Below are 26,994 nucleotides of genomic sequence, written 5' to 3' on the forward strand. Positions count from 1 at the left end.
CGATGCGTTGCTCAAAGTGTTGTATCGAGGTCGCAACGCGAATCGAAAAAAGGATTTTTCGTGAGCGAACCCTTTTATCGCTCAGGAAAAGATGGTACAAACCGTTCTAAATTGATGGTGAGAATTTATGCTCAACTGGGATGACGAGAAGACTGCCGTAACCCCCGCGAGCGGAGCGCAGCAAAACGCAATGCGCACCTCCGCCGGGATGGCTGTCGGAATGCAGGCTGCAACGCCTGCCGCCCATCAGGTCCGTGACATTTTCGAAGGCGATCTTGCGGTGCCGCCGCAAGCATCGGCTGTTCCCGCCGGCGGTTCGGAAGCGCGGGTCAATGTCGCCGACAAGCGCATCATCAACGGCCAGACTGACGTGAATCAGCTGGTGCCGTTCAAGTACAAGTGGGCGTGGGAAAAGTATCTGGCCGGTTGCGCGAACCACTGGATGCCGCAGGAAATCAACATGTCCCGCGACATCGCACTGTGGAAGGACCCGAACGGTCTGACCGAGGACGAGCGCCGCATCGTGAAGCGCAACCTCGGCTTCTTCGTGACGGCCGATTCGCTCGCGGCGAACAACATCGTGCTCGGCACGTACCGCCACATCACGGCGCCCGAGTGCCGGCAGTTCCTGCTGCGCCAGGCGTTCGAGGAAGCGATCCACACGCACGCGTACCAATATATTGTCGAATCGCTCGGTCTCGACGAAGGCGAGATCTTCAACGCGTACCACGAGGTCGCGTCGATCCGCGCGAAGGACGAATTCCTGATCCCGTTCATCCACACGCTGACGGATCCGGCCTTCAAGACCGGCACGCTCGAAGCGGACCAGAAGCTGCTGAAGTCGCTGATCGTGTTCGCCTGCATCATGGAAGGCCTGTTCTTCTATGTCGGGTTCACGCAGATCCTCGCGCTCGGCCGCCAGAACAAGATGACGGGTGCTGCAGAGCAATATCAGTACATCCTGCGCGACGAGTCGATGCACTGCAATTTCGGCATCGACCTGATCAACCAGATCAAGCTCGAGAACCCGCATCTCTGGACCGCGGAATTCCGCGCCGAGATCCGCGAGCTGTTCAAGCAGGCTGTCGAACTCGAATACCGCTACGCCGAAGACACGATGCCGCGCGGCGTGCTGGGTTTGAACGCGTCGATGTTCAAGAGCTACCTGCGCTTCATCAGCAACCGCCGTTGCCAGCAGATCGGCCTCGATCCGCTGTACCCGAACGAGGAAAACCCGTTCCCGTGGATGAGCGAGATGATCGACCTGAAGAAGGAACGCAACTTCTTCGAGACGCGTGTGATCGAGTATCAGACGGGCGGTGCGCTGTCCTGGGAATAACCCGCAGCAGCGAACCTGTCACATGATGTGAGCAGCCGGTGGCCTCTCGGCCCCGGCCCAAGGTTTAGGAGCAAGAACGCCTGATGCAAAGCATGCCCGGTGCCTTAACGGCCCAACGACACGACAGGCACTTTGCGAACCCTTCAGTGGGATGGGCAAACTTCCCTCCGGAAAAAGCGGACGGCCGTGTGGCGGTCCGCTTGATCAAGCGATTAGGGGTAGCGGCGCGAGGTGCGCCGGCTACCGACTTGATTTGGCGCGCGAGGCCGGGTGGTCACGCGCGCCATACCGTATTCATTAGCGTAAGCGCGTGGTATCCGCGTACGCCGATGAATAGCCCGCTTCGAAGCGCACGTCCTGAACAGCGTCCGCGGGAAGCGGGTTTTGACGAAGGGTGTAGTTTGAACTGACTCTCATCTGAACCTGAAGGAGAACAACATGGCTACCGCCAAGAAGAAACCGGCTGCTAAGAAAGTTGCTGCCAAGAAGACCGTTGCGAAGAAGGCTGCTGCTCCGGCGAAGAAGGCTGCTGCAGTGAAGAAGGTTGCTGCGAAGAAGGTCGCGGTGAAGAAGGTTGCCGCGAAGAAGGCAGCACCGGCGAAGAAGGCCGCAGCGAAGAAGGTTGCAGCCAAGAAGGTCGCGGTGAAGAAGGTTGCTGCGAAGAAGGCAGCACCGGCGAAGAAGGCCGCAGCGAAGAAGGTCGCAGCCAAGAAAGTCGCAGTGAAGAAGGTTGCTGCGAAGAAGGCCGCACCGGCGAAGAAGGCTGCTGCGAAGAAGGCCGCACCGGCGAAGAAGGCTGCTGCGAAGAAGGCCGCGCCTGCTAAGAAGGCTGCTGCGAAGAAGGCCGCGCCTGCGAAGAAGGCTGCCGCGAAGAAGGCTGCGCCTGCTGCGAAGAAGGCTGCCGCTGCTCCTGCGAAGAAGGCCGCTGCTCCGGCGAAGAAGGCTGCTGCACCGGCCAAGAAGGCTGCAGCTCCGAAGAAGGCCGTCGTGAAGAAGGCTGCGCCGGCAACGACCGCGTCGACCGCATCGGTTGCGCCGGCATCGGGCGTGAAGACCGCGCTCAACCCGGCAGCGGCATGGCCGTTCCCGACCGGCAGCCGTCCGTAATCGAGGCTGACCCGTACCACCCGGACACTCACATGGTGTCCGTGGGTTGAGTAGCGCTACTCAATCAGTCCCGCCATCTGGCTCAGGTGGCGGGATTTTTTTCGTCCGTGTTTGCCGATGTGCCGGGGAGCCGGTGTGCCGGCTGCCCGTATGCCGGCTGCCCGTATGCGGGCCGCGGCGAGTACGGACGAAAAAAAACGCATGTGCAGCTTCGCACATGCGTTCGACCGCGGCTTGCGCCGCGAGCTGAGGTACCTGTTAGTGCGTGACGCGCGTGACGCCGCCGCTCGACAGCAGTCGCACCCGCTCACCGGCGCGGAACGCTTCGCCGCTTGCTGCCTGCGTGATCGAGCGCAGATCGCCGTTGTCGAGGCGCACGGTGATTTCGACACCGTTCGCCGTGCTGAGGTTTTCGCCGACCGCGTTGCCCGCGACCGCACCGACGAGACCGCCCGCGATCGCGGTCAGGATCGATCCCTTGCCGCCGCCGATCGCGCTGCCTGCCACCGCACCGAGTGCGCCGCCGCCGAGCGTGCCGATCGCACTGCCGCCGCCGTCGGACTGGATGCGCACTGCACGGACGCTTTCGACCGTGCCCATGCGAACCGTCTGTTCGCGCTGCGCCTGGCCGACGCTATAGACATCCGCCGAGCCCGGCGCGGTGAAGCAACCGGTGAGCGTCAGCGAGGCCGTCAGCATGGCCGCGAGCGTGAGGGTCTTTTTCGTCAACATCTTTGCTCTCCCACAATATTCATTTGAGACTGTAACCGAATGCAGTCTCGAAGCGCGCGTCGATCTCGGCGCGCGTCAGTACGTAAGTCTGGGGCCCCTGGTGGGCGATCTTGATCGAGCCCATCAGGCTCGCGAGGCGGCCCGTGGTTGCCCAGTCGAGGCCATGCTCGATGCCGTACAGCAGGCCGCCCCGGAAGGCATCGCCGCAGCCGGTCGGATCGGCGATGTGCTCGGCCGGTACGACCGGAATCTGCTCCGCACCCTGCTTGTGGCGGATGGTCGCGCCGTGCTCGCCACGCGTGATGACGAGGGCGTCGACCCGGCTGGCGATTTCATCTTCGGACCATCCCGTCTTGTCGCTCACCAGCTTGGCCTCGTAGTCGTTGACCGCTACATAGGTCGCAAGTTCAATGCTGCGGCGCAGCGTCGCACCGTCGAACAGCGGCAGGCCCTGGCCCGGATCAAACACGAACGGCACACCGGCCTTGGCGAGCTCTTCCACGTGCTGCACCATCCCGTCGAAGCCGTCAGGGCCGACGATCGCGAGCTTGATGTCCGGCGCGTCGCCCGCGTGGTTCAGGTGCGACTGCATCATCGCGCCCGGGTGGAACGCCGCGATCTGGTTGTTGTCGAGATCGGTCGTGATCATCGCCTGCGCCGTATAGGTATCGGGCAGCACGCGAACGTGGTCGCGGCGCAGGCCGAGCTGGTCGAGCCGGTCGAGATACGGCTGCGCGTCGAGCGCGCCCACCGTTCCCATCATGCGTGCATCGCCGCCGAGCTGGTGCAGCGCGTACGCGATGTTGCCCGCGCAGCCGCCGAATTCGCGGCGCATCGTCGGCACCAGGAAGCTCAGGTTGATGAGGTGCACCTGGTCGGGCAGGATGTGCTCACGGAACCGCCCTTCGAAGGTCATGATGGAGTCGTAGGCGATCGAGCCGCAAATCAACGTAGCCAAGGTGTGCGTTCCTGTAGAAATGAGGGACCCTGCGCGACAACGCCGCGCGAAAGGCGCGGCGCGGCAGGGGAAAGCGAAAGAAAGCTTACTTCAGTGCGGCGAGCGCTGCATCGTAGTTCGGCTCGTCCTTGATTTCGCCGACGAGTTCCGCGTGGATCACCTTGTCCTGCGCGTCGAGCACGACGACCGCACGGGCGGTCAGGCCGTTCAGCGGGCCGCTCGTCACGTCGACGCCGTACGCGTTCGCGAATGCGCGGCCGGTGCGGAACGTCGAAGCCGTCACGACGTTCTCGAGGCCTTCGGTCGTGCAGAAGCGCGTCGCGGCGAACGGCAGGTCGGCCGACACGACGACGACAACCGTGTTGTCGAGCGACGATGCGGCTTCGTTGAACTTGCGGGTCGACGTCGCGCAGGTCGGCGTGTCGAGGCTCGGTACGATGTTCAGCACCTTGCGCTTGCCGGCGAAGCTGGCGAGCGACAGGTCGGCGAGATCCTTGCCGACCAGCTTGAAATCGGCGCCTTGCGCGCCGACGGCCGGGAACGTGCCGGCGAGATCGATCGGGTTGCCACCCAGCGTAACTTTGCTCATGTTCGTGCTCCGAATGAGCGCGCCGCTCGGGCGCGCGGGTTGAGACGGGCGCGCATGCGCGCGCCGCGGTGCGTCACGGATAGAAGATCTGGACGCGGAAATTCGAGGCGGGCGTGCCGTTCGTTTCGAGGCGGACGACCATCGTCTGCGTCGTGCCGGGCGGCAACCCGGCGTCGATCGGCGTGCCCGGGCGCACGTAGTCGCGCGGCGCGAGTACGCGGCGCACGGTCACGTGGTTGGTGTCGTCCAGCAGCGTCAGTTCGAGCGACGGGTAGGCGAGCGCGACGCGGTAGCGGTTCGTCAGCGGTACCTTCAGCTCGAGCTCGCGCGGGCCGTCGAGCTGGCGCAGGTCGGTCGCGTCGAGCCGCAGGCCGTCGATCGCGCGCGGCGGCGCGACCGCGCAGCCGAGCGGCGCGCAGGCCTGCCGGAACCAGCCCTGCGTGACCGGCCAGTGGATCATCAGCGTTTCGCGTTGCCACCACGCGAGTTGCGCGACGAGCAGCACGGCCAGCACGGCGGCGACGAGGCCGCCGAAAAAGCCGCCGAGCATTCCGCGCCGCTGCGGGGCGCGCGTCTCGCGCGTGACGGCGAAGTGAGGACGATCGTCGTCGGTCAGCGCAGCGGGGAACGGTGCGGCCGGCGCGCTGGCGGCCGCGGCTGGTTTCTCGTCGTGCGGTGCCTTTGCGTCGGTACCGGTGTCGGGTTCGGATCCGGCTGTTGCGATGGCCGGTGCCGGCGCGAATGCAAAACGCGGTTCGCGCGGCGCGCGTTCGTCGTCCGGCACGGCGAAGTGCGCGGTGCCGACGGGTTCGGCGGCATCGTGAGCGGTATCTGCGTCCGACGGACGGTGCGCGACGAAGCGCGGCTCACGTGGGTCGCGCTCGACGGGCGCGGCCGATGATTCGGTATCCCGCGGTGTTTGTGTCTGCAGCGATTCGGCTGGTTGCACGACGGCCGCGGAAGTGTCCAGCTCGGTCGGGGAGGGGGCGAACGGCGCGGGCGTACCCGACAAGTGAACGACGCCGGCGTCGGTGGACGGAAGGGCGAGCGGTATCAGCGGCTCGGTGCGCACGGTCTGCACGTTGTGTTGCAGCGACGGGTCGACGCCGGCGTCGAGCCACGGCGCCCACATGTCCCAGCCTTCCGGCTTGTAATCGGTGTCGGAAGATACCCCGGCCGGCGCATCGGCAGTGAACAGCCGGGCCGGCGGGGCCGGATGGTGCGCGTTGCCTTCGTCCGGCGCGGCAGCCGGTTCGGTCAGGGCCGGCTCGGGCTGCTGCACGTGCTCGTGAACGAGCGACTCGGATGCGTTGAAGACTTCGTGGCAATGCCCGCAGCGCACGAGCCCTTGATGCAGCGAGAGCTGTTCCTGCTGCAGCCGGAAGACGGTTTCGCAATGAGGGCAGCGCGTCGCAAGAAGCATGTCGAGCCGGGCGGCCTGCTGGCCAGAGTGAAGGACAGCGCTATTCTAATGGCTTTCGCGCCGGGTTCCGGCGAGGCATACCCAACCTTCGTGTTCACGCCAGACCGAGATGTCGACGTAGCGCGCGTAGACGGCCGCGACTTCGTCCGCCTGGCGCGCGAGCACGCCCGACAGCGCGATGCGCCCGCCCGGCTTGACCTTCGATGCGAGCATCGACGCCATCAGCTTCAGCGGATTCGACAGGATGTTCGCGACGACGATGTCGAATTCGCCGTCCGGGCACGCATCGGGCAGCCCGTACGTGACTTCCGCACGGTTGCGTTCGCTGTTCTGCCGTGCCGATTCGACGGCTTGCGGATCGATGTCGATGCCGATGACGGGGTTCGCCCCGCATTTCTTCGCGAGGATCGCGAGAATGCCCGAACCGCAACCGTAGTCGAGCACCGATTGGCCGGGTTTCACCGACTGCTCGAGCCATTCCATGCACAGGCGCGTGGTCGGATGGCTGCCGGTACCGAACGCGAGGCCCGGATCGAGTTCGAGGACGAGCGCATCGGGATCGGGCGCATCGTGCCACGACGGCACGACCCAGATCCGCTCGCCGATCGGGATCGGCTCGAACTGCGATTGCGTGAGTCGCACCCAGTCCTGTTCCTCGACTTCGCGGACGACGAACGTCGGCGTTTCAGCGATGCCGATCTCGTTGGCAGCCGCGGCGAGCAGCACGGCCGGCTCATGCTCGGCCGCGAGCAGCGCGACCACGCGCGAGTGCTGCCACGCGGTGCGGTCGGGCACGAGGCCCGGCTCGCCGAAGAGCGGCTGTTCGTCGGGCGTGTCGGCGTCGGCGTCTTCCACGGACACCGACAGCGCGCCGAGTTCGAGCAGCGCGTCGGACAGTGCCTCCGCATGCTCACGGGCCAGTTCGACGACGAGTTCGCGATAGCTCATGCTTACGCTTCTTCCGGTGCGACCTGCTGCTTCTGGGCGAGCCGGTTTTCGAGGTAGTGGATGCTGGTGCCGCCTTCGACGAACTTCGAATCGATCATCAGCTCGCGGTGCAGCGGGATGTTGGTCTGGATGCCTTCGACGACCATTTCGGACAGCGCGATGCGCATCCGGCTGATCGCCTGCTCGCGCGTCGCGCCGTAGGTGATCAGCTTGCCGATCATCGAATCATAGTTCGGCGGCACGAAATAGCCATTGTAGGCGTGCGAATCGACGCGCACGCCGGGGCCGCCCGGTGTATGCCACGACGTGATCCGGCCCGGCGACGGCGTGAACTTGAACGGATCTTCGGCGTTGATCCGGCATTCGATCGCATGTCCGCGGAACTGGATGTCGCGCTGGCGCAGCGTGAGCTTCTCGCCGGCCGCGATGCGGATCTGTTCCTGCACGATGTCGACGCCCGTGATCAGCTCCGATACCGGATGCTCGACCTGCACGCGCGTGTTCATCTCGATGAAGTAGAACTCGCCGTTTTCGTACAGGAATTCGAACGTGCCCGCGCCGAGATAGCCCATCTTCTTGCAGGCGTCCGCGCAGCGGTCGCCGATGCGGTCGATCAGGCGGCGCGGAATGCCGGGCGCCGGCGCTTCCTCGATCACCTTCTGGTGGCGGCGCTGCATCGAGCAATCGCGTTCGCCGAGCCAGATCGCGTTCTTGTACGCGTCGGACAGCACCTGGATTTCGATGTGGCGCGGGTTCTCGAGGAACTTCTCCATGTACACCTGCGGGTTGCCGAACGCACGGCCGGCTTCCTCGCGGGTCATGTTGACCGCGTTGACGAGCGCGGCCTCGGTGTGCACGACGCGCATCCCGCGCCCGCCACCGCCGCCCGCCGCCTTGATGATGACCGGATAGCCGATCGCGCGCGCAATCTTGACGATCTCCTTCGGATCGTCCGGCAACGCGCCTTCCGAGCCCGGCACGCACGGCACGCCGGTCTTGATCATCGTCTGCTTCGCGGTGACCTTGTCACCCATCATGCGGATCGTTTCCGGGCGCGGGCCGATGAACGTGAAGCCCGACTGCTCGACGCGTTCCGCGAAATCGGCGTTCTCCGACAGGAAGCCGTAGCCGGGGTGGATCGCTTCGGCGTCGGTGACTTCCGCGGCGCTGATCAGCGCCGGCATGTTCAGGTAGCTCAGGTTCGACGGGGCCGGGCCGATACAGACGGCTTCGTCCGCAAGGCGCACGTACTTGGCTTCCTTGTCGGCTTCCGAGTAGACGACCACCGTCTTGACGCCGAGCTCGCGGCACGCACGCTGGATGCGCAGCGCGATTTCACCGCGGTTGGCAATGAGGATTTTTTCAAACATAGCGAGTATTCGTCTCTTCGAGGGGCGCGCGAACGGCGCCTGGCGAGCATCGGCGGTGCGCGGCCCGCGGGCCGCGCGGCGGATTTAGCCGATCACGAAAAGCGGCTGGCCGTATTCGACGGCCTGGCCGTTCTCGACGAGGATTTCCTTGATCACGCCGGCCTTGTCCGACTCGATCTCGTTGAGCAGCTTCATCGCTTCGATGATGCAGATCGTCTGGCCTTCCTTGACCGTGTCGCCCACCTGGACGAACGGATCCGCGCCCGGCGACGGCGCGCGATAGAACGTGCCGACCATCGGCGACGTCACGACGTGGCCCTGCGGGGCAGCCGGTGCGGCAGCGCCGCCAGCGGCCGGCGCGGCAGCGCCTTCGGTCGGCAGCGCGACCGACGGAGCGGGCGCGCTGACTTGCGGGGCATACCCAGCCGTCGGCTGCACGTAGACCGGCGGCGCGTTCTTGACGATGCGCACCTTGCCTTCGCCTTCCGTCACTTCCAGCTCGGAGATGCCGGATTCGGAAACGAGGTCGATCAGAGTTTTCAGCTTACGAAGATCCATCGGGAATTCCCCTTTCAATACGTGAAAGCGCCGGTTAGGGGCCGGCGCTGAATCTAGATCGCGAATTCAGCCGCGCGACGTGCCTTGCAGCTTGTCCAGCGCGTACTCGAGCGCGTACAGATAACCTTTCCAGCCGAGCCCGCAGATCACGCCTTCGGCCTGGTCGGAAAAGTAGGAGTGGTGCCTGAACGCTTCGCGGCGATGCACGTTCGACAAGTGAACCTCGACGAACGGGATGCCAACGCCGGCGATCGCGTCCCGGATCGCGACGCTCGTGTGCGTATACGCGGCCGGATTGATCAGGATGAAATCGGTCTGTTCCTCCCGCGCGGCCTGGATGCGGTCGACCAGCGCGCCTTCATGGTTGCTCTGGAACGACGACAGTTCGGCGCCGGCTTCCCGGGCACGCGCGGCAAGCGCCTGATCGATCTGTGCGAGCGTGACGCGGCCGTACACCTCCGGTTCCCGGGTGCCGAGAAGGTTCAGGTTGGGGCCGTGCAGCACCAGCAATCGTGTCATGGTCGCTTCTATTTCTGCGGAATTGCGCGAACTTTAGCGCTATTTAGAGAAATTTGTCTAGTTTTGCCGAGCGGCCGAGCGCGCGGGACCTGCAAGAATTACCGGCGCGCATGCAAAGTATCGGCGAATTCACGCGAAATTGCGGCGATCGACGGGTAAATCGCCGACAACGTCCGGGCTGCCGTTCGGACAGGTTACAGCGCGTCGAGCGTCTTTTTCAGCTCGGCCGGCTGGATTTGTCCCAATTTTGTCTCGCGAATCTTGCCTGTTTGGTCGATGACGACCGTAAACGGCAACGCGCCGGCGGTATTCCCAAAATTGCGGGCCAGATCGGCACCCGCGTAACCGCTGACGAAGACGGGATAGTCGACCTTCACCTTCTGCAGAAAGTTCTTCACGTTCTGTTCGGAATCGACGCCGATCCCGATGAAACGGATGCCCTTCTGTTTGTATTGGTGCGACAGCGCGACGAGTTCCGGCATCTCCTCGACGCACGGGCCGCACCATGACGCCCAGAAATTGACGACGACCTTCTGGCCCTTGAAGGCAGACAGCGTGGCCGGCTTGCCGTCGACACCCGTCAGGGAGGCCGCCCACAACTGTTCGACCGGGCTGCCCTGTGCGGCGGGCGCGGCGACGGCGACCCCGTCATCGGCGGTGCCGCGGAACCAATGGCCGGCGGCGAGCCCGCCGGCAACGGCGGCGGCCGCGACGACCGCGAGCGCCAACATGCGTTTCATCATCATCGTTGAATCATTCCGGTTCGGAAGGGGCCTTGCCTGCTTCGACGAGCGCGCGCAGCGCGGCGGCATCCGCACGGGCGACCCGGCCGCGCGCGTCGGCCTTGACCGCGCCGCGCAGGTCGTCGCTCGCATAGAGCGCGAGATGGATGCCGATCGCATCCACGTCGCGCCGCGGGCGCCACAGGAAACTGAGCGTCTCGACGTCGGCGCGGCCCGCGAAATGCCGCGTCTCGGACACGTCGTACTGGACGTTCTGGTTCAGCAGGTAGATCGCGACGTCCTTCGGGTTGTCGGTGAATGCCTGCAAATGGATATCCGAATGCGCGTTCGCGGTGCCGTTCAACACGGCACCCGTCACATAAGGATGGAATTCGGCGAGCCGGCGCATCCAGTCGAGCGCGACTTCGCGCAGGCGGCGCAGTTCGTCCGGCTGCGTGTCGCTCTGGAACAGCGCGAGATATTCGCGCAGTTCTTCCTCGATCTGGTCGTTATCCGGCAGCCATTCGCCTGCAACGCGCGAGTCGCCCAGCAACTGGCGCGCGGCCTTGCGTTTTGCGCCGGCATAGTCGAGGCCGTCCTCCGCGATCAGGCGGGCGGCGGACTGGGCAATTTCCTCGCGGAGGCGCCGCGGGTCGACAAGAGGTTTGCGAGACATGATCCGGCAATCATACTCGATCGCCGCGGCGCCCGAGCGCGGGTGCGGCGGCCTGCCGCCCGGCGTGCCGGCGCCGCTCGCGCGCATCGTTCGGGCCGCCGGGCACGGCAGGCCGTCAGTTACAATAGTGCTCTTTGTGTCGCGGCAAAAGCCGTTGGCCGGGCGCCGGCCGCGCGGCCCGTCCGGCGCGCCGCACACACATCCTTTCCGAATCGACGGCGCCCGGCGGCGCGAAAGCATTCATCTATGCACATCCACATTCTTGGCATCTGCGGCACCTTCATGGGCGGTCTCGCCGTACTCGCGCGCGAGGCGGGCCACACGGTGACGGGTTGCGACGCGGGCGTCTATCCGCCGATGAGCACGCAGCTCGAGGCGCAGGGCATCACGCTGATCGAGGGCTACGGCGCCGAGCAGATCGACCTGAAACCGGATCTCTTCGTGATCGGCAACGTCGTCACGCGCGGCAATCCGCTGATGGAGGCGATCCTCGATCGCGGCCTGCCTTATGTATCCGGCCCGCAATGGCTCGGCGAGCACGTGCTGGCCGGCAAGTGGGTGCTCGCGGTCGCGGGCACGCACGGCAAGACGACCACGTCGTCGATGCTCGCGTGGCTGCTGGAAGACTCCGGTCTGAACCCGGGCTTCCTGATCGGCGGTGTGCCGCTGAACTTCGGCGTGTCGGCGCGGCTCACCGATTCGAGCTTCTTCGTGATCGAGGCCGACGAATACGATACGGCGTTCTTCGACAAGCGCTCGAAGTTCGTCCACTACCGGCCGCGCACCGCGGTGCTGAACAACCTTGAATTCGATCACGCCGACATCTTCCCTGATCTCGCCGCGATCGAGACGCAATTCCATCATCTCGTGCGTACCGTGCCCGGTGTCGGCAGGATCGTCACGAACGGCCGTTCCGACGCGCTCGAGCGCGTGCTGGCGCGCGGCTGCTGGAGCGAGGTCGAGCGGTTCGGTGTCGACGGCGGCTGGCAGGCGCTGCCGGCCGAGGACGGCGTGCCGGTCGACGAGCGTTTCGCGGTGTATTCGCACGCGGAACGCGTCGGCGAAGTCGCATGGCAGGTGCAGGGCGATCACAACCGGATGAACGCGCTCGCGGCGATCGCGGCCGCGCGCCACGTCGGCGTGCCGCCCGCGCAGGCCGCCGCGTCCCTCGCGTCGTTCCGCAACGTGAAGCGCCGCATGGAAGTGCGCGGCAGCGTGGACGGCGTGACCGTCTACGACGACTTCGCGCACCATCCGACCGCGATCGAAACCACGATCGCCGGCCTTCGTGCACGCATCGGCCGTCAGAATTCCCGCATTCTCGCCGTGCTCGAGCCGCGCTCGAACACGATGAAGCTCGGCGTGATGAAGTCGCAATTGCCGGCGAGCCTGGCCGACGCCGATCTCGTGTTCGGTTACGGCGCGCCGGCCGGGCGCGACGCGCTCGGCTGGAATCTGGCCGAGGCGCTGGCGCCGCTCGGCGACCGCGCGCATGCGTTCGACGACCTGCACCTGCTGGTGAAGTCCGTCGTCGCAGCCGCCCGCCCGGGCGACCACGTGCTCGTGATGAGCAACGGCGGCTTCGGCGGTGTCCATCAGAAGCTGCTCGATGCGCTCGGGAGCCGCTCGTGATCCTGTATCTGCACGGCTTCCGGTCGTCGCCGGAATCGCAGAAGTCGCGCCAGCTCGCCGCGCGCATGGCCGAGCTCGGCCGCAGCGGCGAGTGGCGGTGCCCGTCGCTGTCGGTGTCGCCGCTCGAAGCGATCGCGGTCGCGGAAGCCGAGGTGGCCGGCGCGCGCGACGTGACCGTCATCGGCAGCTCGCTCGGCGGCTATTACGCCACCTGGCTGGCCGAAAAACACGGCTGGAAGGCCGTGCTGCTGAATCCGGCCATCGTGCCGCAGCGCGATCTCGAGCAGCACCTGGGCGAACAGCCGCTGTGGCACGGCGGCGGCACGATCGTCGTCGAGCGTCATCACCTGCATGAACTCGACGCGCTGCGCGTGCCGGCAATCACGCGTGCCGAACGCTACTATCTGTTCGCGGCGACCGGGGACGAAGTGCTCGATTACCGCGAGATGCTCGCGCATTACCCGGGCGCGAAGACGCGCGTGATCGAAGGCAGCGATCACGGGATCAGCGAATTTGCCGACTATGTCGACGACGTTCTCGCGTTTTGCGACGGAAAGACGTCTTAATCCGGCCATGTGCCGATCGAATTCCCATCATCATGCGGCGCCGCGGACGCGGTGCCCGGCAGTCTGAACGAGAGTACTGAGTGAACGTTTTCTTCGAGGAATCGGGCAGTTTCAAGGCGGGCAGCGTGCTGTCGCGCCAGGGCGACGCATTTCAGGTCGAGTTGCCCGGCGGGCGGCGGGCCAAGGTGCGCGCGAAAGACGTGCTGATCGAATTCGACAAGCCGGCCGCGGGCGAACTGATGCAGGAAGCCGACACGGCCGCGCAGCAGATCGACCTGGATTTCCTGTGGGAATGCGCGCCGACCGACGAGTTCGCGTATACGGCGCTGGCCGCGGAATACTTCGGCGCGACGTACGGCCCGGTGGAGCGTGCGGCGCTGGTGTTGCGACTGCACGGCTCGCCCGTCTACTTCCGCCGCAAGGGGCGCGGCCAGTACCAGCGCGCGCCGGAAGAGCAGCTCAAGATGGCGCTCGCATCGCTCGAGCGCAAGCGCCAGCAGGCGCTCGTCCAGGCGCAGTACGAAGAGGAGCTGAAGGCCGGCAAGCTGCCGGAAGCGTTCACGGGCAAGGTGCTCGGGCTGCTGACGCGGCCGGACAAGAACGCGATCGAATACAAGGCGATGGAAGCGGCGGCCGGTGCGCGCGGCGTGTCGCCGGCGCGGCTGATGCTCGACTGCGGCGGCATCGCGTCGCCGCGCGCGCTGCACGAGGCGCGCTTCCTCGCGGAGTTCTTCCCGCACGGCACGGGCTTTCCGGCCGTCACGGTCGGCCCGCTGCCGGACGACCTGCCGCGCGCGGACGTCGAGGCGTTCTCGATCGACGACATCACGACGACCGAAATCGACGACGCATTCTCGGTCGAGCATCTCTCCGACGGCCGCGTGCGCATCGGTGTGCACATCGCGGCGCCGGCGCTCGGCATCGTGCGCGGCGACGCGATCGACGCGATCGCGCGCACGCGCCTGTCGACCGTCTACATGCCGGGCGACAAGATCACGATGCTGCCGGACGACGTCGTCGACGTGTTCACGCTGAAAGAGGGCGACTACCGCCCGGCACTGTCGCTGTACATCATCGTCAACCGCGAAACGCAGGAGATCGTCGCGAACGAGACGCGCGCCGAGCTCGTGTTCGTGAAGAACAACCTGCGACACAACAACCTCGACGAGCTCGTCAACGAAGAGACGCTCGCGGCCGGCACCGGCGACTATCCGCACAAGGACGACATCGCCGTGCTGTGGCCGCTCGCTCAGGCGCTGTTCGAGAAGCGCCAGGTCGCGCGCGCGGGTTACGGCCTGAAGCGCGAGGTGCAGCGCAACACCGACTACAACTTCTACGTCGAAGGCGAGCACGTGACGATCACGCCGCGCCGCCGCGGCTCGCCGCTCGACCTGATCGTGTCGGAGCTGGCGATCCTCGCGAACTCGACGTGGGGCGCGTTCCTGCACGATCACACGGTGCCGGGCATCTACCGCTCGCAGCGCGGCTTCGGCGCACCGGGCCCGAAGCGCACGCGGATGCAGACGACGGCCGCGCCGCACGAAGGTCTCGGCGTCGCGCAGTACGCATGGAGCACGTCGCCGCTGCGCCGCTACGTCGACCTCGTGAACCAGTGGCAACTGCTCGCGTGCGTGCAGCACGGCGTCACCGCGAAGCTCGCCGCACCGTTCAAGCCGAAGGACGCCGACCTGTACGCGGTCGTGCAGGGCTTCGACGACACGTATACGGCCTACGCCGACTACCAGCGCCGGATGGAGTACTTCTGGTGCCTGCGCTGGCTCGCGCAGGAGCAGAAGAAGCAGGTCGTCGCGAGCGTGGTGAAGGGCGATCTCGTGCGCCTCGAGGAAATTCCGCTGCTGCTGCACGTGCCGGGGCTCGGCGTGCATGCGCGCGGCACGCGCGTGCTGCTCGACGTGATGTCGCTCGACGAGCTGACGATCGAGGCATCGGTGCGGTTGCTGAACGTGCTCGATGCGCCGACCGTGACGAGCGGCGACGCGGCCGACGAAGAGGATGACGCCGAAGGCGGCGACGACACGCTGATCGACGCCGAAGACACAACGGCCGAAACCGAGGCGGAAGCGCTGGCGGAGGCGGACGGCGCGGCAGCCGGCGAAGGTGGTGAAGGCGGCGAAGCCACGGGCGGCAACGCCGAAGAAGAGGGGCGCGCATCATGACCGCAGCTGCGTCGACGAGTGGCGCCGACCGCTATGTCGTGTTCGGCAACCCGGTGGCGCACAGCAAGTCGCCGTTCATCCACGCGCAGTTCGCCGCGCAGACGGGCGAGCCGGTCGACTACGCACACCGGCTCGCGCCGGTCGACGGCTTTGAAGCCGCCGTGCGCGCCTTCGTCGCCGAAGGCGGTCGCGGCGCGAACGTGACGGTGCCGTTCAAGCTCGAGGCGCATGCGCTTGCCGACACGCTGTCGCCGCGCGCCGCGGCGGCGGGCGCGGTGAATACGCTGCGCATTGACGCCGACGGCCGTATCCACGGCGACAACACCGACGGCGTCGGCCTCGTGCGCGACATCGAGGCGAATCTCGGCGTGTCGCTGGCGGGCGCGCGCATCCTGCTGCTCGGCGCGGGCGGTGCGGCGCGCGGTGTCGTGCTGCCGCTGCTCGACCGCGCGCCGCTGTCGATCACGATCGTGAACCGCACCGCGAGCAAGGCCGAGGCGCTCGTCGGCCAGTTCATGCAGGCCGCCCACGATGCGGGCTGCACGCTCGCGGGCGGCGGCCCGGACGTCGTGCGCGCGGAGCCATATGACGTGGTGATCAACGCGACGGCCGGCAGCCTCGATGCCGCGCTGCCGGAGTGCGACGCGGCCGCGTTCGGCGCGGGCACGCTCGCGTACGACATGATGTACGGCGCGCAGCCGACGGTGTTCATGCAGCATGCGGCGTCGCTCGGCGCGCGCACCGCCGACGGGCTCGGAATGCTCGTCGAGCAGGCGGCCGAATCGTTCTTCATCTGGCGCGGCGTGCGTCCGGACGGCGCACCGGTGCTGGCCGCGCTGCGCCAGGCGCTCGCGGCGAGCTGAACGGGGCGCGGCACGTGGTGGCGGTGAGCGGCACGCAGCACACGCGGACGGTGAGCCCGACGCGCTGGATCGTCTATGCGGGATCGGTGTTCGCGGGTGCGTGGCTCGCGACGCAACTGTTCTATCTCGTGCAGATCGCGCTGTGGTCGTTCGTGAACCCGGGCTCGACCGCGTTCATGCGCACCGACGCGTGGTGGCTGTCGCGCGACAAGCCGCCCGCGCAGATCCAGCACCAGTGGGTGCCTTACGACCAGATCTCGCGCAACCTGAAGCGCGCGCTGATCGCGTCGGAAGACTCGACCTTCGCGACCAACAACGGCTACGACGTCGACGCGATCCTGCAGGCGTGGGAGAAGAACAAGGCGCGCGGCCGGATCGTCGCGGGCGGCTCGACGATCACGCAGCAGCTCGCGCGCAACCTGTTCCTGTCGCGCGAGAAGAGCTACATCCGCAAGGGGCAGGAGCTCATCATCACGTGGATGCTCGAAACGGTGCTCGACAAGGAGCGGATCTTCGAGATCTACCTGAATTCCGTCGAGTGGGGGCGCGGCGTGTACGGTGCCGAGGCGGCCGCACGCTATTACTACCGGATTCCCGCGAGCCGGCTCGGCGCGTGGCAGTCGGCGCGCCTCGCGGTGATGCTGCCGAAGCCGCGCTGGTTCGACGCGCACCGCGGCTCGGCTTACCAGGCGCAGCGCGCGGCAGTCATCGCCCGCCGGATGGGCGCGGCCGAACTGCCGCAATCGGAGTGAACGGCGCGAGCGCGCCGTCACATTGACCGTTTCGATGCCCGTGCGCCGCACGCGGGTCGCTTGCGGGCCGTTTGTGCGCTGCAGCGCATGCGCGTCACGCGCATTTCGGGTCACATCCATTAGACGAATCCGTCTATTTCGCTTTGCTGAGCAATGCTCGCGATCACGGGCGTTTGTTGGCCGATATGGCACGAAATCCTGGAATTTTTAGTATTCCCGGGTAAACGCGAAAGTCTGTGAAAGGCACGTGAAATGCAACGTTTCGCGAACCGAAGCATTCCTGAAAGGTGTGCGCCGCACCGGTCGCCGGCCAAATATTTCAAAATTTTTCAAAGCTGACGGCCTCGCGTATATTGGCCAGCGCCTCGGCTTATCGGCCGCGATCGAGGCGGGGGGCGGCTTATCCGGCTGCTCGATACAAAAAACATCCGAGAGAAGGAAAGCAACGATGCCAGCGAGCAAAGCGAAGCTGTTGTTGGGAGTGGTGTTTTCTTCGCTGATTCTGACGGCCTGCAACGACGACGTGACATCGTCCGCTGCTGCCAGCGCCGACAACTCAGCCGATCCCGCCGGTCAGGTGGACAGGGCGTACAACGATCCGAACAGTTATTCGTCGAGCGCGAACGCGTCGCTCGACGCCTCCGCCGCGGTTGAAAAGGCCGCCGTCACGCATCACCAGATCACGCTGAACGGCAAGACGATCCGCTACACGGCCACGGCCGGCCACCTCGTCGCGCGCAATCCGCAGACGGGCGCACCTGAAGCCTCGTTCTTCTATGTCGCCTATACGGCCGACAACCAGCCCGCGGCGAAGCGGCCCGTCACCTTCCTGTACAACGGCGGCCCCGGCTCGGCATCGGTGTGGCTGCACCTCGGCTCGTTCGGCCCGCGCCGGATCCAGACGGGCGACCCGAACGCGAACACGTCGACGTTCCCGTTCGTCGACAACCAGGAAAGCCTGCTCGACACGACCGACCTCGTGTTCGTCGATGCGATCGGCACCGGCTTCTCCGAAGCGATCGCGCCGAACACGAACCAGACGTTCTGGGGCGTCGACCAGGACGGCGGCGCGTTCCGCGATTTCGTCACGCGCTACCTCGCCGTGAACCAGCGCAGCGCATCGCCGAAATACCTGTTCGGCGAGTCGTACGGCACGCCGCGCACCGACGTGCTCGCGAACCTGCTCGAGACGGCGGGCGTGAAGCTCGACGGCATCGTGCTGCAGTCGTCGATCCTGAACTACAACACGAACTGCGACATGGCGAGCGACTACATCGGCAACTCGAACAACGGGTCGAGCCCGGTGAGTTGCGCGGGTTTCGTGCCGTCGTATGGCACCGTCGGTGCGTACTACCAGCTCGACAACCCGAACCCGTCGAACCTGCCGCAGTATGCCGACCAGATGCGCCTGCTGACGGCCGGCAGCTACGCGCCCGCCGTGAACGCGTACCTGGCAAGCCATACGCCGCCGCCGCCGGCCCTCGTCACGACGATGGTGAATTCGACCGGCGTGAAGCAGTCGCTGTGGAATGCGGACTTCAACGTGATCCCGACCTTCTTCGACAACAGCTTCCAGCTGTCGCTGATCCCGGGCACGCTGATCGGCCGCTACGACGCGCGCGTGAACGTGCCGGTGTCGAGCCCGCTTGCCGCAGACGGCGATCCGTCGAGCTCGTTCATCACGAAGCCGTTCACCGACACGATCGGCCAGTACCTGCCGAACGAGCTGAAGTACACCGCGCAGTCGGCGTATTCGTTGAGCAGCAACGCGATCAACACGTGGGACTGGACGCACGACGGGCTCGCGATGCCCGACACGATCCCCGATCTCGCCGCGGCGCTGGCGCTGAACCCGCAACTGAAGGTGCTGTCGCTGAACGGGTATCACGACATCGCGACGCCGTTCTACCAGACCGAGCTCGACCTCGCGCGGCTCGGGACGCAACCGAACCTGACGATCAGGGACTATCAGGGCGGACACATGGTCTATCTCGACGATACGTCGCGTCCGCAGGAGAAAGCCGACCTCGTGACGTTCTACAACGCGGCCGCGCACTGATGCTGCGCTGGCCGGCGACCGGCGCCCGCGGTGGCGCCGCGCCGGCCGTCGACGACCTCATTCCAGACTGGAGCCTGATATGAAGAATCGTTTCATCGTCGTTGCCGCGGCGCTCGCATGTGTCGGCGCCGCAGCATCCGTATCCGCGTTCGCGCAGGCGAGCGACGCCGCCGCGCCGACGCGCGCGCGCCAGGCGCAGCTCGGCGATCCGTACGTGCCGCCGGCCGCGCGCAAGCCGACCGCCGGCACGCAGACGACGGGCGCCGCACTGCATGCGCAGGTGGTGCGCAAGCTCGCGCGGCAGTTCAGCGCGGCCGACTCGCAGAACACGGGTTCGATCACCGAATCGCAGGCGCGCGCGGCCGGCCTCGGTTATGTCGCGAACCACTTCCGGCAGATCGACTCGAGCGGCAACGGCCGCGTGTCGTTCGCGGACGTACAGCGCTACATGCAGGCACGCAGCACGAGCCAGCAGTAAGCGCGGCGCGCGGTGAACCAACGGGGGGCGGAACCTGCGACACGGCGGGTTCCGCCCCCGTGCACATGGCGCGGCCGTTACGGCGTGCCTGCCGCGGATTCCCGTCGAATTCTCATTATCTGGGCAACGCATTCAAATATTGGAGGCGAGTGCGTGCGCTCCTACAATCCGAAGCACATCGACAGCTTCGGACCCACGCATCGCGCGGCGCCCGACGCACACGGAGACACCTTCCATGAAGTTCGCAGGGCGCTTTATTCGGTGCATCGACCGCCGCCTCGCCGCGATGCCGGACGCAGTTCCGGCGTCGCGCGAACGGCTTCACCGGTTCCGTTGAAGAAGCCCGCCCCATGACCAAGATGCCCGACTCCCTTGCCCTCGACGCCCGGCGCGCGACGCCGGACGATGCGTCGCTGACCGACAGCATCGGCGCGACCAGCACGCCGCTCGATCTCGCTGCCCAGCAGGCCGGTACGCAGACGCTGCTGCGCGGTCTGGCGATCCTCGAGGCGATCGCGAACGGCGCGCGCGACATGCGCGCGATCGGCGCCGCACTCGGCACGACGCGCAGCACGACGCACCGCCTCGTCAGCAGCCTCGTGCAGGCGCGCTACCTGCGCCAGGTGCAGGGCGGCTACCTGCTCGGCCCGAAGCTGATCGAGCTCGGCACGATCGCGCTCGAGCAGATGCCGCTCACCGCGGTCGCGCGCCCGCACCTCGAAGCGCTCGCGGAAGCGACGCTCGACACGATCCATCTCGGCGTGCGCGACGGCGACGACGTGCTGTACATCGACAAGATTCCCGGTACGCGCGGCCTCGAGATGCGCTCGCGCGTGGGCCACCGGATGCCGCTCGCGTCGACCGGCATCGGCAAGGCGATGATGCTCGACCTCGATCCCGACCTGTGGCGCTCGCTGTTCGAGGCCGCACGGCGCGCGCTGGCCGGCGTCAATTTCAAGCCCGACAACCGGCCCGAGACGAGCGCGTTCCTGCAGCGCATGGCCCATTACGCAGCGGGCGGCTATACGTTCGACCTCGAGGAGAACGAGGCGTCGATCCGCTGCGTGGCGGCGCCGATCCGTGACGCATCGGGCGCGGTCGTCGCGGCGGTGTCGGTGGCGAGCACGATTCCGTACATGCCGCACGACCGGATGGACGAACTGATTCCGCTCGTGCAGCGCGAAGCGCGAGCCATTTCCGCGGAACTGGGCTGGAGCCCGCCGCAGGGTACCCGCAGGATCAAACGATGACGACTTCGACCCGGCCCGTTCCGGACGCCACCTCCGCCACCCCGTCGCTGATCGCGCTCGACTGGGGCACGACCTCGCTGCGCGCGTATCTGTACGACGCGCACGGCGCGCTCATCGACACGCGCAGCCGTCCGGCGGGCGTCATGCATGTGCCGGGCGGCGGCGCGCGCGCGTTCGACGCGGTGTTCGAGGAAGCCTGCGGCGACTGGCTCGACCGCTCGCCCGGCCTGCCGGTGCTCGCCGCCGGGATGGTCGGCAGCGCGCAGGGCTGGCGCGAGGCGCCGTATGTCGCGGTGCCGGCCGGCGCCGACGCGCTCGTCGCGGGCCTCATCACGGTGACGACCTCGCGCGGTGCGACGATCTCGATCGTGCCGGGTGTGATCGCCACGGGCGAATTGCCCGACGTGATGCGCGGCGAAGAGACGCAGATAGTCGGCGCACTCGCGAGCGATCCCACGCTTGGCGCCGATCGTTCAGGGGTACTGATCGGCTTGCCGGGCACGCATGCGAAATGGGCGTGGGTGACGGACGGGCTGATCGAGCGGTTCCAGACCTTCATGACCGGCGAGCTGTTCGCGGTGCTGCGCGACCACACGATCCTCGGCCGCACGATGCGCGCCGGTGCGTCGCCCGATCGCGCGGCGTTCGTGCGCGGCGTATCGGTCGCGCGCGGCGCGCGGCACACGGGGCTGCTCGCGACGATTTTCAGCACGCGCACGCTCGGCCTGACCGACCGGCTCGCGCCCGATGCGCAGGGCGACTACCTGTCCGGCCTGCTGATCGGCCATGAGCTCAACGCGCTCGACGCGATGCTCGCGGAGCGCGGCATCGCGCTCGCACACCAGCCGCTGCTGCTGATCGGCGACGACGGCCTGTGCGCGCGCTACGCCGATGCGCTTCAGGAATTCGGCCACCCGCACGCGCGAGTCGTCGCGCATGCGACCGAGCGCGGCCTGTGGCGGATCGCGTCACGCGCCGGGCTCGTGCGCGCGGACGGCGAGCCCGTCTGCGCCGACCAATGAACCGATTGCAGAGGAACCCCTGATGCCGTCCGACCTTACGTTACCCGCGCCGTACACGCCTCACGCCGCACTGATGCGCGCGTTCGACGCGTGTCCGCTGATCGCGATCCTGCGCGGGATCACGCCCGCCGAAGCGGCCGACCACGGCCGTGCGCTGTACGAAGCCGGTTTCCGGATCGTCGAGGTGCCGCTCAATTCGCCGGACCCGTTCGACAGCATCGCGGCGCTGCGGCGCGCGCTGCCCGACGACGCGATCGTCGGCGCGGGCACGGTGCTGCGCGCGGAGTACGTCGATCGCGTGCAGGATGCGGGCGGTTCACTGATCGTGATGCCGCACAGCGACGCGGCCGTTATCCGCCGCGCACGCGAGCGCGGCCTCGCGAGCGCGCCGGGTGTCGCGACGCCGACCGAAGCGTTCGCGGCGCTTTCGAACGGTGCGGACGTGCTGAAGATGTTCCCGGCCGAGCAGTTGGGCGTGATCGTCGTGAAGGCGTGGCGCGCGGTGATCGACCGCGCGGTGCCGCTGATCCCGGTCGGCGGGATTGCACCCGACAACATGCAGCCGTTCCTCGCGGCCGGCGCGAACGGCTTCGGGCTCGGTTCGGCGCTGTACCGGCCCGGCCAGCCGGCCGACGAGACTGCCGCGAACGCGCGTGCGTTCCAGGCCGGCCTGCGCGCGGCGCGCGGCGGAGCCGCATGATGGGCCGCCTCGCGGACAAGGTCGCGATGGTGACGGGCGCGGGCCGAGGCATCGGCGCCGCGATCGCCCGCGCGTTCGTTCGCGAGGGCGCGGCCGTCGCGCTCGTCGATCTCGACCTCCCGCAGGCGCAGCGCACCGCCGCCGGAATTGCGCACGACATCGCCGGCGCGCGCGTCCTGGCGCTGCAGGCGGATGTCGCGCGCCAGGATGCGGTGCGCGATGCCGTGGCGCGGACCGAGGCGGCGTTCGGCCCGCTCGACGTGCTCGTGAACAACGCGGGGATCAACGTGTTCGCCGATCCGCTGACGATGACCGACGACGACTGGCGCCGCTGCTTCGCGGTCGACCTCGACGGCGTGTGGCACGGCTGCCGCGCGGCGCTGGAAGGGATGGTCGAACGCGGTCGCGGCAGCATCGTGAACATCGCGTCGACGCATGCATTCAGGATCATCCCGGGCTGCTTTCCGTACCCGGTCGCGAAGCACGGCGTGCTCGGTCTAACGCGTGCGCTCGGCATCGAATACGCGGCGCGCAACGTGCGCGTGAACGCGATCGCGCCGGGCTACATCGAGACGCAGCTCACGCGCGACTGGTGGGACGCGCAGCCCGATCCGGCCGCCGCGCGCGCCGACACGCTCGCGCTGCAGCCGATGAAGCGGATCGGCCGGCCCGAGGAGGTCGCGATGACGGCCGTGTTCCTGGCGTCCGACGAGGCGCCGTTCATCAATGCCGCATGCATCACCGTCGACGGCGGGCGTGCGGCGCTGTACCACGACTGACACGATTGACGTAGCGATTCGAAAGACCGCACGTGCGACGGCCGCGCGCACGCTGCGTCGAAACCAACAAGCGGCTGCATCCTGTTCGATGAAGACAAGGAGACACTGGAGATGAAACGCAGAACGTTCGTAACGCTGGCCGCCGCGGCCGCGGTGGTGATCGGGAGCCCGGTTGCGCATGCGGCCGATCCGGTCAAGATCGGCTTCCTGGTGAAGCAGCCGGAAGAGCCGTGGTTCCAGGACGAGTGGAAGTTCGCCGAGATGGCGGCGAAGGCGAAAGGCTTCACGCTCGTGAAGATCGGTGCGCCGTCCGGCGAAAAGGTGATGAGCGCGATCGACAACCTGTCCGCGCAGAAGGCGCAGGGCTTCATCATCTGCACGCCCGACGTGAAGCTCGGGCCGGGCATCGTCGCGAAGGCGAAGTCGCACAACCTGAAGATGATGACGGTCGACGACCGCCTCGTCGACGGCGCGGGCAAGCCGATCGAGTCGGTGCCGCACATGGGGATCTCCGCGTACAACATCGGCAAGCAGGTCGGCGACGGCATCGCGGCCGAGATCAGGAAGCGCGGCTGGGACATGAAGGATGTCGGCGCGATCGACATCACCTACGAGCAGCTGCCGACCGCGCACGACCGCACGAGCGGCGCGACCGACGCGCTGGTGGCCGCCGGCTTCCCGAAGGCGAACGTGATCGCCGCGCCGCAGGCGAAGACCGACACGGAGAATGCGTTCAACGCGGCGAACATCGCGCTCACGAAGAACCCGCAGTTCAAGCACTGGGTGGCGTACGGCCTGAACGACGAGGCCGTGCTCGGCGCGGTGCGCGCGGCCGAAGGGCGCGGCTTCAAGGCCGACAACATGATCGGCATCGGCATCGGCGGCTCCGATTCGGCGCTGAACGAGTTCAAGAAGCCGCAGCCGACGGGCTTCTACGGCACCGTGATCATCAGCCCGAAGCGCCACGGCGAGGAAACCTCCGACCTGATGTACGCGTGGATCACGCAGGGCAAGGCACCGCCGGCGCTGACGCTGACGACGGGCATGCTCGCGACGCGCGACAACGTGTCGAAGGTGCGCGACGAGATGGGGCTCGCGTCGAAGTAAGCGGCCCGCCGGCCGCCGCGGCGATGCGGCGGCCGGCGGTCGATCGATTCCGGAAGTGGAGAGGCGACGTGTCAGCGGCACTGCGTTTTGACAATATCGGCAAGGTATTTCCCGGCGTGCGCGCACTCGACGGCATCTCGTTCGACGTGCATGCGGGCGAGGTGCATGGCCTGATGGGCGAGAACGGCGCGGGCAAGTCGACGCTGCTGAAGATTCTCGGCGGCGAATACCAGCCCGATGCGGGCAGCGTGCTGGTCGACGGCCAGCCCGTGCAGTTCGCGAATGCGGCCGCGTCGATCGCGGCCGGCATCGCGGTGATTCACCAGGAGCTGCAGTACGTGCCCGACCTGACGGTCGCGGAAAACCTGCTGCTCGGCCGCCTGCCGAATGCGTTCGGCTGGGTGAGGAAGCGCGAGGCGAAGCGCTATGTGCGCGAGCGGCTCGCGGCGATGGGTGTCGATCTCGATCCCGATGCGAAGCTCGGGCGGCTGTCGATCGCGCAGCGGCAGATGGTCGAGATCTGCAAGGCGCTGATGCGCAATGCGCGCGTGATCGCGCTCGACGAACCGACCAGTTCGCTGTCGCATCGCGAGACCGAGGTGCTGTTCAAGCTCGTCGACGACCTGCGCGCGCAGGGCCGCGCGCTGATCTACATCTCGCACCGGATGGACGAGATCTACCGGCTCTGCAATGCGTGCACGATCTTCCGCGACGGGCGCAAGATCGCGTCGCACGAATCGCTCGCCGACGTGCCGCGCGAACGGCTCGTCGCCGAAATGGTCGGGCGCGAGATTTCGGACATCTACCATTACGCGCCGCGCGCGCTCGGCGACGTGCGGTTCTCCGCCGAAGGCGTCGACGGCCATGCCCTGCGCGAACCCGCGAGCTTCTCGGTGCGCGCGGGCGAGATCGTCGGCTTCTTCGGGCTGGTCGGCGCGGGCCGCAGCGAGCTGATGCGGCTCGTGTACGGCGCGGATCACCGGCGCGCTGGCGTGCTGACGCTCGACGGGGCGCGCATCGACGTGAAGCGCACCGGCGACGCGATCCGCCACGGCATCGTGCTGTGCCCCGAGGACCGCAAGGAAGAAGGGATCATCGCGATCGCGTCGGTCGCGGAGAACATCAACATCAGCTGCCGCCGCCATTCGCTGCGCGCGGGGCTGTTCATCAACCGCAAGACCGAAAGCGAGACCGCCGACCGCTTCATCCAGCGGCTCAAGATCAAGACGCCGAACCGGCGCCAGAAGATCCGCTTCCTGTCGGGCGGCAACCAGCAGAAGGCGATCCTGTCGCGCTGGCTGGCGGAGCCCGACCTGAAGGTCGTGATCCTCGACGAGCCGACGCGCGGCATCGACGTCGGCGCGAAGCACGAGATCTACGACGTGATCTACCGGCTCGCGGAACGCGGCTGCGCGATCGTGATGGTGTCGTCGGAGCTGCCGGAAGTGCTCGGCGTGTCCGACCGCATCGTCGTGATGCGCGAAGGCCGGATCGCGGGCGAGCTGCCGCGCGAACAGGCGAACGAGCACGCGGTGCTGAGCCTGGCGCTGCCGCAGACGAGCGCCGTCGAGGCAGCCTGACGCGGGACACGACAATCGAATCGAACACGCGCGGCGCGGGCCGCGCGATGCAGGAGCAGGAGACACAATCATGCAAGTCAACGAAAACCTCGGCAGCGCCGCCGTGAAGCCCACGGCCGACGCGCTGGTGCCGCAGCAGAGCGACCGCCAGAAGTGGTGGCAGCACCTGACCGAATACAGCCTGATCGCGATCTTCGCGGTGATGTTCATCACGATGTCGCTGACGGTCGATCACTTCTTCTCGATCGACAACATGCTCGGCCTCGCGCTGTCGATCTCGCAGATCGGCATGGTCGCGTGCACGATGATGTTCTGTCTGGCGTCGCGCGACTTCGACCTGTCGATCGGCTCGACCGTCGCGTTCTCGGGCGTGCTGTGCGCGATGGTGCTGAACGCGACCGACAACACGTTCGTCGCGATCGTCGCGGCGGTCGCGGCCGGCGCCGCGATCGGCTTCGTGAACGGCGCGGTGATCGCCTACCTGCGCATCAACGCGCTGATCACGACGCTCGCGACGATGGAGATCGTGCGCGGGCTCGGCTTCATCGTGTCGAAGGGGCAGGCGGTCGGCGTGTCGTCGGATACGTTCATCGCGCTCGGCGGGCTGTCGCTGTTCGGCGTGTCGCTGCCGATCTGGGTCACGCTGCTGTGCTTCATCGCGTTCGGCGTGCTGTTGAATCAGACGGTGTACGGCCGCAACACGCTCGCGATCGGCGGCAACCCCGAGGCGTCGCGTCTCGCGGGGATCAACGTCGAACGCACGCGCGTGTACATCTTCCTGATCCAGGGCGCGGTGACGGCGCTCGCGGGCGTGATCCTCGCGTCGCGCATCACGTCGGGCCAGCCGAACGCCGCGCAGGGCTTCGAGCTGAACGTGATCTCCGCGTGCGTGCTCGGCGGCGTGTCGCTGATGGGCGGCCGCGCGACGATCTCCGGCGTCGTGATCGGCGTGCTGATCATGGGCACGGTCGAGAACGTGATGAACCTGCTGAACATCGACGCGTTCTACCAGTACCTCGTGCGCGGCGCGATCCTGCTCGCGGCCGTGCTGCTCGACCAGCTGAAGAACCGCGGCGTTCGCGACTGAC

27 protein-coding genes are annotated in these 26,994 nt (G+C 67.0%); 17 read left to right on the forward strand and 10 right to left on the reverse strand.

The annotated features are described in order from the left end of the window. The first annotated feature begins 127 nt into the window (after positions 1-127). The 3 genes from PQB87_RS03095 (at position 128) to PQB87_RS03105 (ending at position 2,446) form a co-directional block, all read left to right on the forward strand. Positions 128-1,339 carry a ribonucleotide-diphosphate reductase subunit beta gene (locus tag PQB87_RS03095; protein WP_059687190.1) on the forward strand — a complete coding sequence of 404 codons (1,212 nt, stop codon included), beginning with the start codon at positions 128-130 and terminating at the stop codon, positions 1,337-1,339. 83 nt (positions 1,340-1,422) lie between these two features. Next, positions 1,423-1,749: a hypothetical protein gene (locus PQB87_RS03100; protein ID WP_080982133.1), complete on the forward strand. Its 327-nt coding sequence runs from the start codon at positions 1,423-1,425 to the stop codon at positions 1,747-1,749. A gap of 28 nt (positions 1,750-1,777) precedes the next feature. Next, a complete protein-coding gene (locus tag PQB87_RS03105) occupies positions 1,778-2,446 on the forward strand; it encodes a histone H1-like DNA-binding protein (protein WP_021161894.1) in 669 nt (222 codons plus the stop codon). Positions 2,447-2,704: 258 nt separating this feature from the next. On the opposite strand, the gene PQB87_RS03110 is transcribed toward PQB87_RS03105, so the two are convergent. The 10 genes from PQB87_RS03110 to PQB87_RS03155 all read right to left on the reverse strand — a co-directional run bounded on the left by PQB87_RS03110 (position 2,705) and on the right by PQB87_RS03155 (position 10,941). Continuing rightward, positions 2,705-3,178 carry an outer membrane lipoprotein gene (locus PQB87_RS03110; RefSeq protein WP_021161893.1) on the reverse strand — a complete coding sequence of 158 codons (474 nt, stop codon included), beginning with the start codon at positions 3,176-3,178 and terminating at the stop codon, positions 2,705-2,707. Between the two features lie 19 nt (positions 3,179-3,197). After that, positions 3,198-4,136 (reverse strand): carbohydrate kinase family protein, encoded by a 939-nt coding sequence (locus PQB87_RS03115; RefSeq protein WP_059687189.1) that lies wholly within the window; start codon positions 4,134-4,136, stop codon positions 3,198-3,200. 85 nt (positions 4,137-4,221) lie between these two features. Continuing rightward, positions 4,222-4,725 carry a thiol peroxidase gene (gene tpx, locus PQB87_RS03120; RefSeq protein ID WP_011350875.1) on the reverse strand — a complete coding sequence of 168 codons (504 nt, stop codon included), beginning with the start codon at positions 4,723-4,725 and terminating at the stop codon, positions 4,222-4,224. A gap of 73 nt (positions 4,726-4,798) precedes the next feature. Further along, positions 4,799-6,148: a zinc-ribbon and DUF3426 domain-containing protein gene (locus PQB87_RS03125; protein ID WP_111941431.1), complete on the reverse strand. Its 1,350-nt coding sequence runs from the start codon at positions 6,146-6,148 to the stop codon at positions 4,799-4,801. A gap of 45 nt (positions 6,149-6,193) precedes the next feature. Then, a complete protein-coding gene (gene prmA, locus PQB87_RS03130) occupies positions 6,194-7,096 on the reverse strand; it encodes a 50S ribosomal protein L11 methyltransferase (protein ID WP_021161891.1) in 903 nt (300 codons plus the stop codon). Between the two features lie 2 nt (positions 7,097-7,098). Continuing rightward, complete coding sequence (accC, locus tag PQB87_RS03135; RefSeq protein ID WP_021161890.1) at positions 7,099-8,466, reverse strand: acetyl-CoA carboxylase biotin carboxylase subunit; 1,368 nt, start codon at positions 8,464-8,466, stop codon at positions 7,099-7,101. 84 nt (positions 8,467-8,550) lie between these two features. After that, positions 8,551-9,024: an acetyl-CoA carboxylase biotin carboxyl carrier protein gene (gene accB, locus PQB87_RS03140; RefSeq protein WP_021161889.1), complete on the reverse strand. Its 474-nt coding sequence runs from the start codon at positions 9,022-9,024 to the stop codon at positions 8,551-8,553. A 66-nt stretch (positions 9,025-9,090) separates the two neighbouring features. After that, on the reverse strand, positions 9,091-9,543 hold the full coding sequence (aroQ, locus tag PQB87_RS03145) for a type II 3-dehydroquinate dehydratase (protein ID WP_011350880.1): 453 nt from the start codon (positions 9,541-9,543) through the stop codon (positions 9,091-9,093). 194 nt (positions 9,544-9,737) lie between these two features. Next, positions 9,738-10,289 (reverse strand): TlpA family protein disulfide reductase, encoded by a 552-nt coding sequence (locus tag PQB87_RS03150; protein WP_021161888.1) that lies wholly within the window; start codon positions 10,287-10,289, stop codon positions 9,738-9,740. Positions 10,290-10,296: 7 nt separating this feature from the next. Beyond that, positions 10,297-10,941 carry a hypothetical protein gene (locus tag PQB87_RS03155; protein WP_027788425.1) on the reverse strand — a complete coding sequence of 215 codons (645 nt, stop codon included), beginning with the start codon at positions 10,939-10,941 and terminating at the stop codon, positions 10,297-10,299. A gap of 42 nt (positions 10,942-10,983) precedes the next feature. On the opposite strand from PQB87_RS03155, the gene mpl reads away from it, so the two are divergent. The 14 genes from mpl (at position 10,984) to araH (ending at position 26,993) form a co-directional block, all read left to right on the forward strand. Next, the gene (gene mpl / locus PQB87_RS03160; RefSeq protein WP_224052407.1) at positions 10,984-12,573 is read left to right on the forward strand and encodes a UDP-N-acetylmuramate:L-alanyl-gamma-D-glutamyl-meso-diaminopimelate ligase; all 1,590 of its coding nucleotides are present in this window, start codon (positions 10,984-10,986) and stop codon (positions 12,571-12,573) included. Continuing rightward, positions 12,570-13,139 (forward strand): YqiA/YcfP family alpha/beta fold hydrolase, encoded by a 570-nt coding sequence (locus PQB87_RS03165; RefSeq protein WP_021161885.1) that lies wholly within the window; start codon positions 12,570-12,572, stop codon positions 13,137-13,139. The genes mpl and PQB87_RS03165 overlap by 4 nt, the downstream gene beginning before the upstream one ends. An 80-nt stretch (positions 13,140-13,219) precedes the next feature. Further along, entirely contained in the window at positions 13,220-15,316 is a 2,097-nt protein-coding gene (locus PQB87_RS03170; RefSeq protein WP_489242550.1) for a ribonuclease catalytic domain-containing protein, read from the forward strand. Next, a complete protein-coding gene (gene aroE / locus PQB87_RS03175) occupies positions 15,313-16,179 on the forward strand; it encodes a shikimate dehydrogenase (protein WP_048026102.1) in 867 nt (288 codons plus the stop codon). The genes PQB87_RS03170 and aroE overlap by 4 nt, the downstream gene beginning before the upstream one ends. A 14-nt stretch (positions 16,180-16,193) precedes the next feature. Further along, positions 16,194-16,931: a monofunctional biosynthetic peptidoglycan transglycosylase gene (mtgA, locus tag PQB87_RS03180; protein WP_042976647.1), complete on the forward strand. Its 738-nt coding sequence runs from the start codon at positions 16,194-16,196 to the stop codon at positions 16,929-16,931. 448 nt (positions 16,932-17,379) lie between these two features. Next, on the forward strand, positions 17,380-18,990 hold the full coding sequence (locus PQB87_RS03185) for a S10 family peptidase (RefSeq protein WP_165843589.1): 1,611 nt from the start codon (positions 17,380-17,382) through the stop codon (positions 18,988-18,990). A 79-nt stretch (positions 18,991-19,069) separates the two neighbouring features. Then, entirely contained in the window at positions 19,070-19,468 is a 399-nt protein-coding gene (locus PQB87_RS03190) for an EF-hand domain-containing protein (protein ID WP_021161880.1), read from the forward strand. A gap of 350 nt (positions 19,469-19,818) precedes the next feature. Beyond that, entirely contained in the window at positions 19,819-20,718 is a 900-nt protein-coding gene (locus tag PQB87_RS03195) for an IclR family transcriptional regulator (RefSeq protein ID WP_021161879.1), read from the forward strand. Beyond that, the gene (locus PQB87_RS03200) at positions 20,715-21,740 is read left to right on the forward strand and encodes a 2-dehydro-3-deoxygalactonokinase (RefSeq protein ID WP_489242551.1); all 1,026 of its coding nucleotides are present in this window, start codon (positions 20,715-20,717) and stop codon (positions 21,738-21,740) included. Before PQB87_RS03195 ends, PQB87_RS03200 begins: the two co-directional genes overlap by 4 nt. Before the next feature lie 22 nt (positions 21,741-21,762). Then, on the forward strand, positions 21,763-22,440 hold the full coding sequence (locus PQB87_RS03205) for a 2-dehydro-3-deoxy-6-phosphogalactonate aldolase (protein ID WP_059687182.1): 678 nt from the start codon (positions 21,763-21,765) through the stop codon (positions 22,438-22,440). Then, on the forward strand, positions 22,440-23,219 hold the full coding sequence (locus PQB87_RS03210) for an SDR family oxidoreductase (protein ID WP_042976654.1): 780 nt from the start codon (positions 22,440-22,442) through the stop codon (positions 23,217-23,219). Before PQB87_RS03205 ends, PQB87_RS03210 begins: the two co-directional genes overlap by 1 nt. A 111-nt stretch (positions 23,220-23,330) precedes the next feature. Next, positions 23,331-24,326: an arabinose ABC transporter substrate-binding protein gene (locus tag PQB87_RS03215; RefSeq protein ID WP_059687181.1), complete on the forward strand. Its 996-nt coding sequence runs from the start codon at positions 23,331-23,333 to the stop codon at positions 24,324-24,326. Between the two features lie 68 nt (positions 24,327-24,394). Beyond that, a complete protein-coding gene (gene araG / locus PQB87_RS03220; protein WP_489242552.1) occupies positions 24,395-25,906 on the forward strand; it encodes an L-arabinose ABC transporter ATP-binding protein AraG in 1,512 nt (503 codons plus the stop codon). Positions 25,907-25,976: 70 nt separating this feature from the next. Next, positions 25,977-26,993 (forward strand): L-arabinose ABC transporter permease AraH, encoded by a 1,017-nt coding sequence (araH, locus tag PQB87_RS03225; RefSeq protein WP_060359803.1) that lies wholly within the window; start codon positions 25,977-25,979, stop codon positions 26,991-26,993. Position 26,994: the final 1 nt, after the last annotated feature.

Source organism: Burkholderia sp. KL41 (assembly GCF_057005415.2).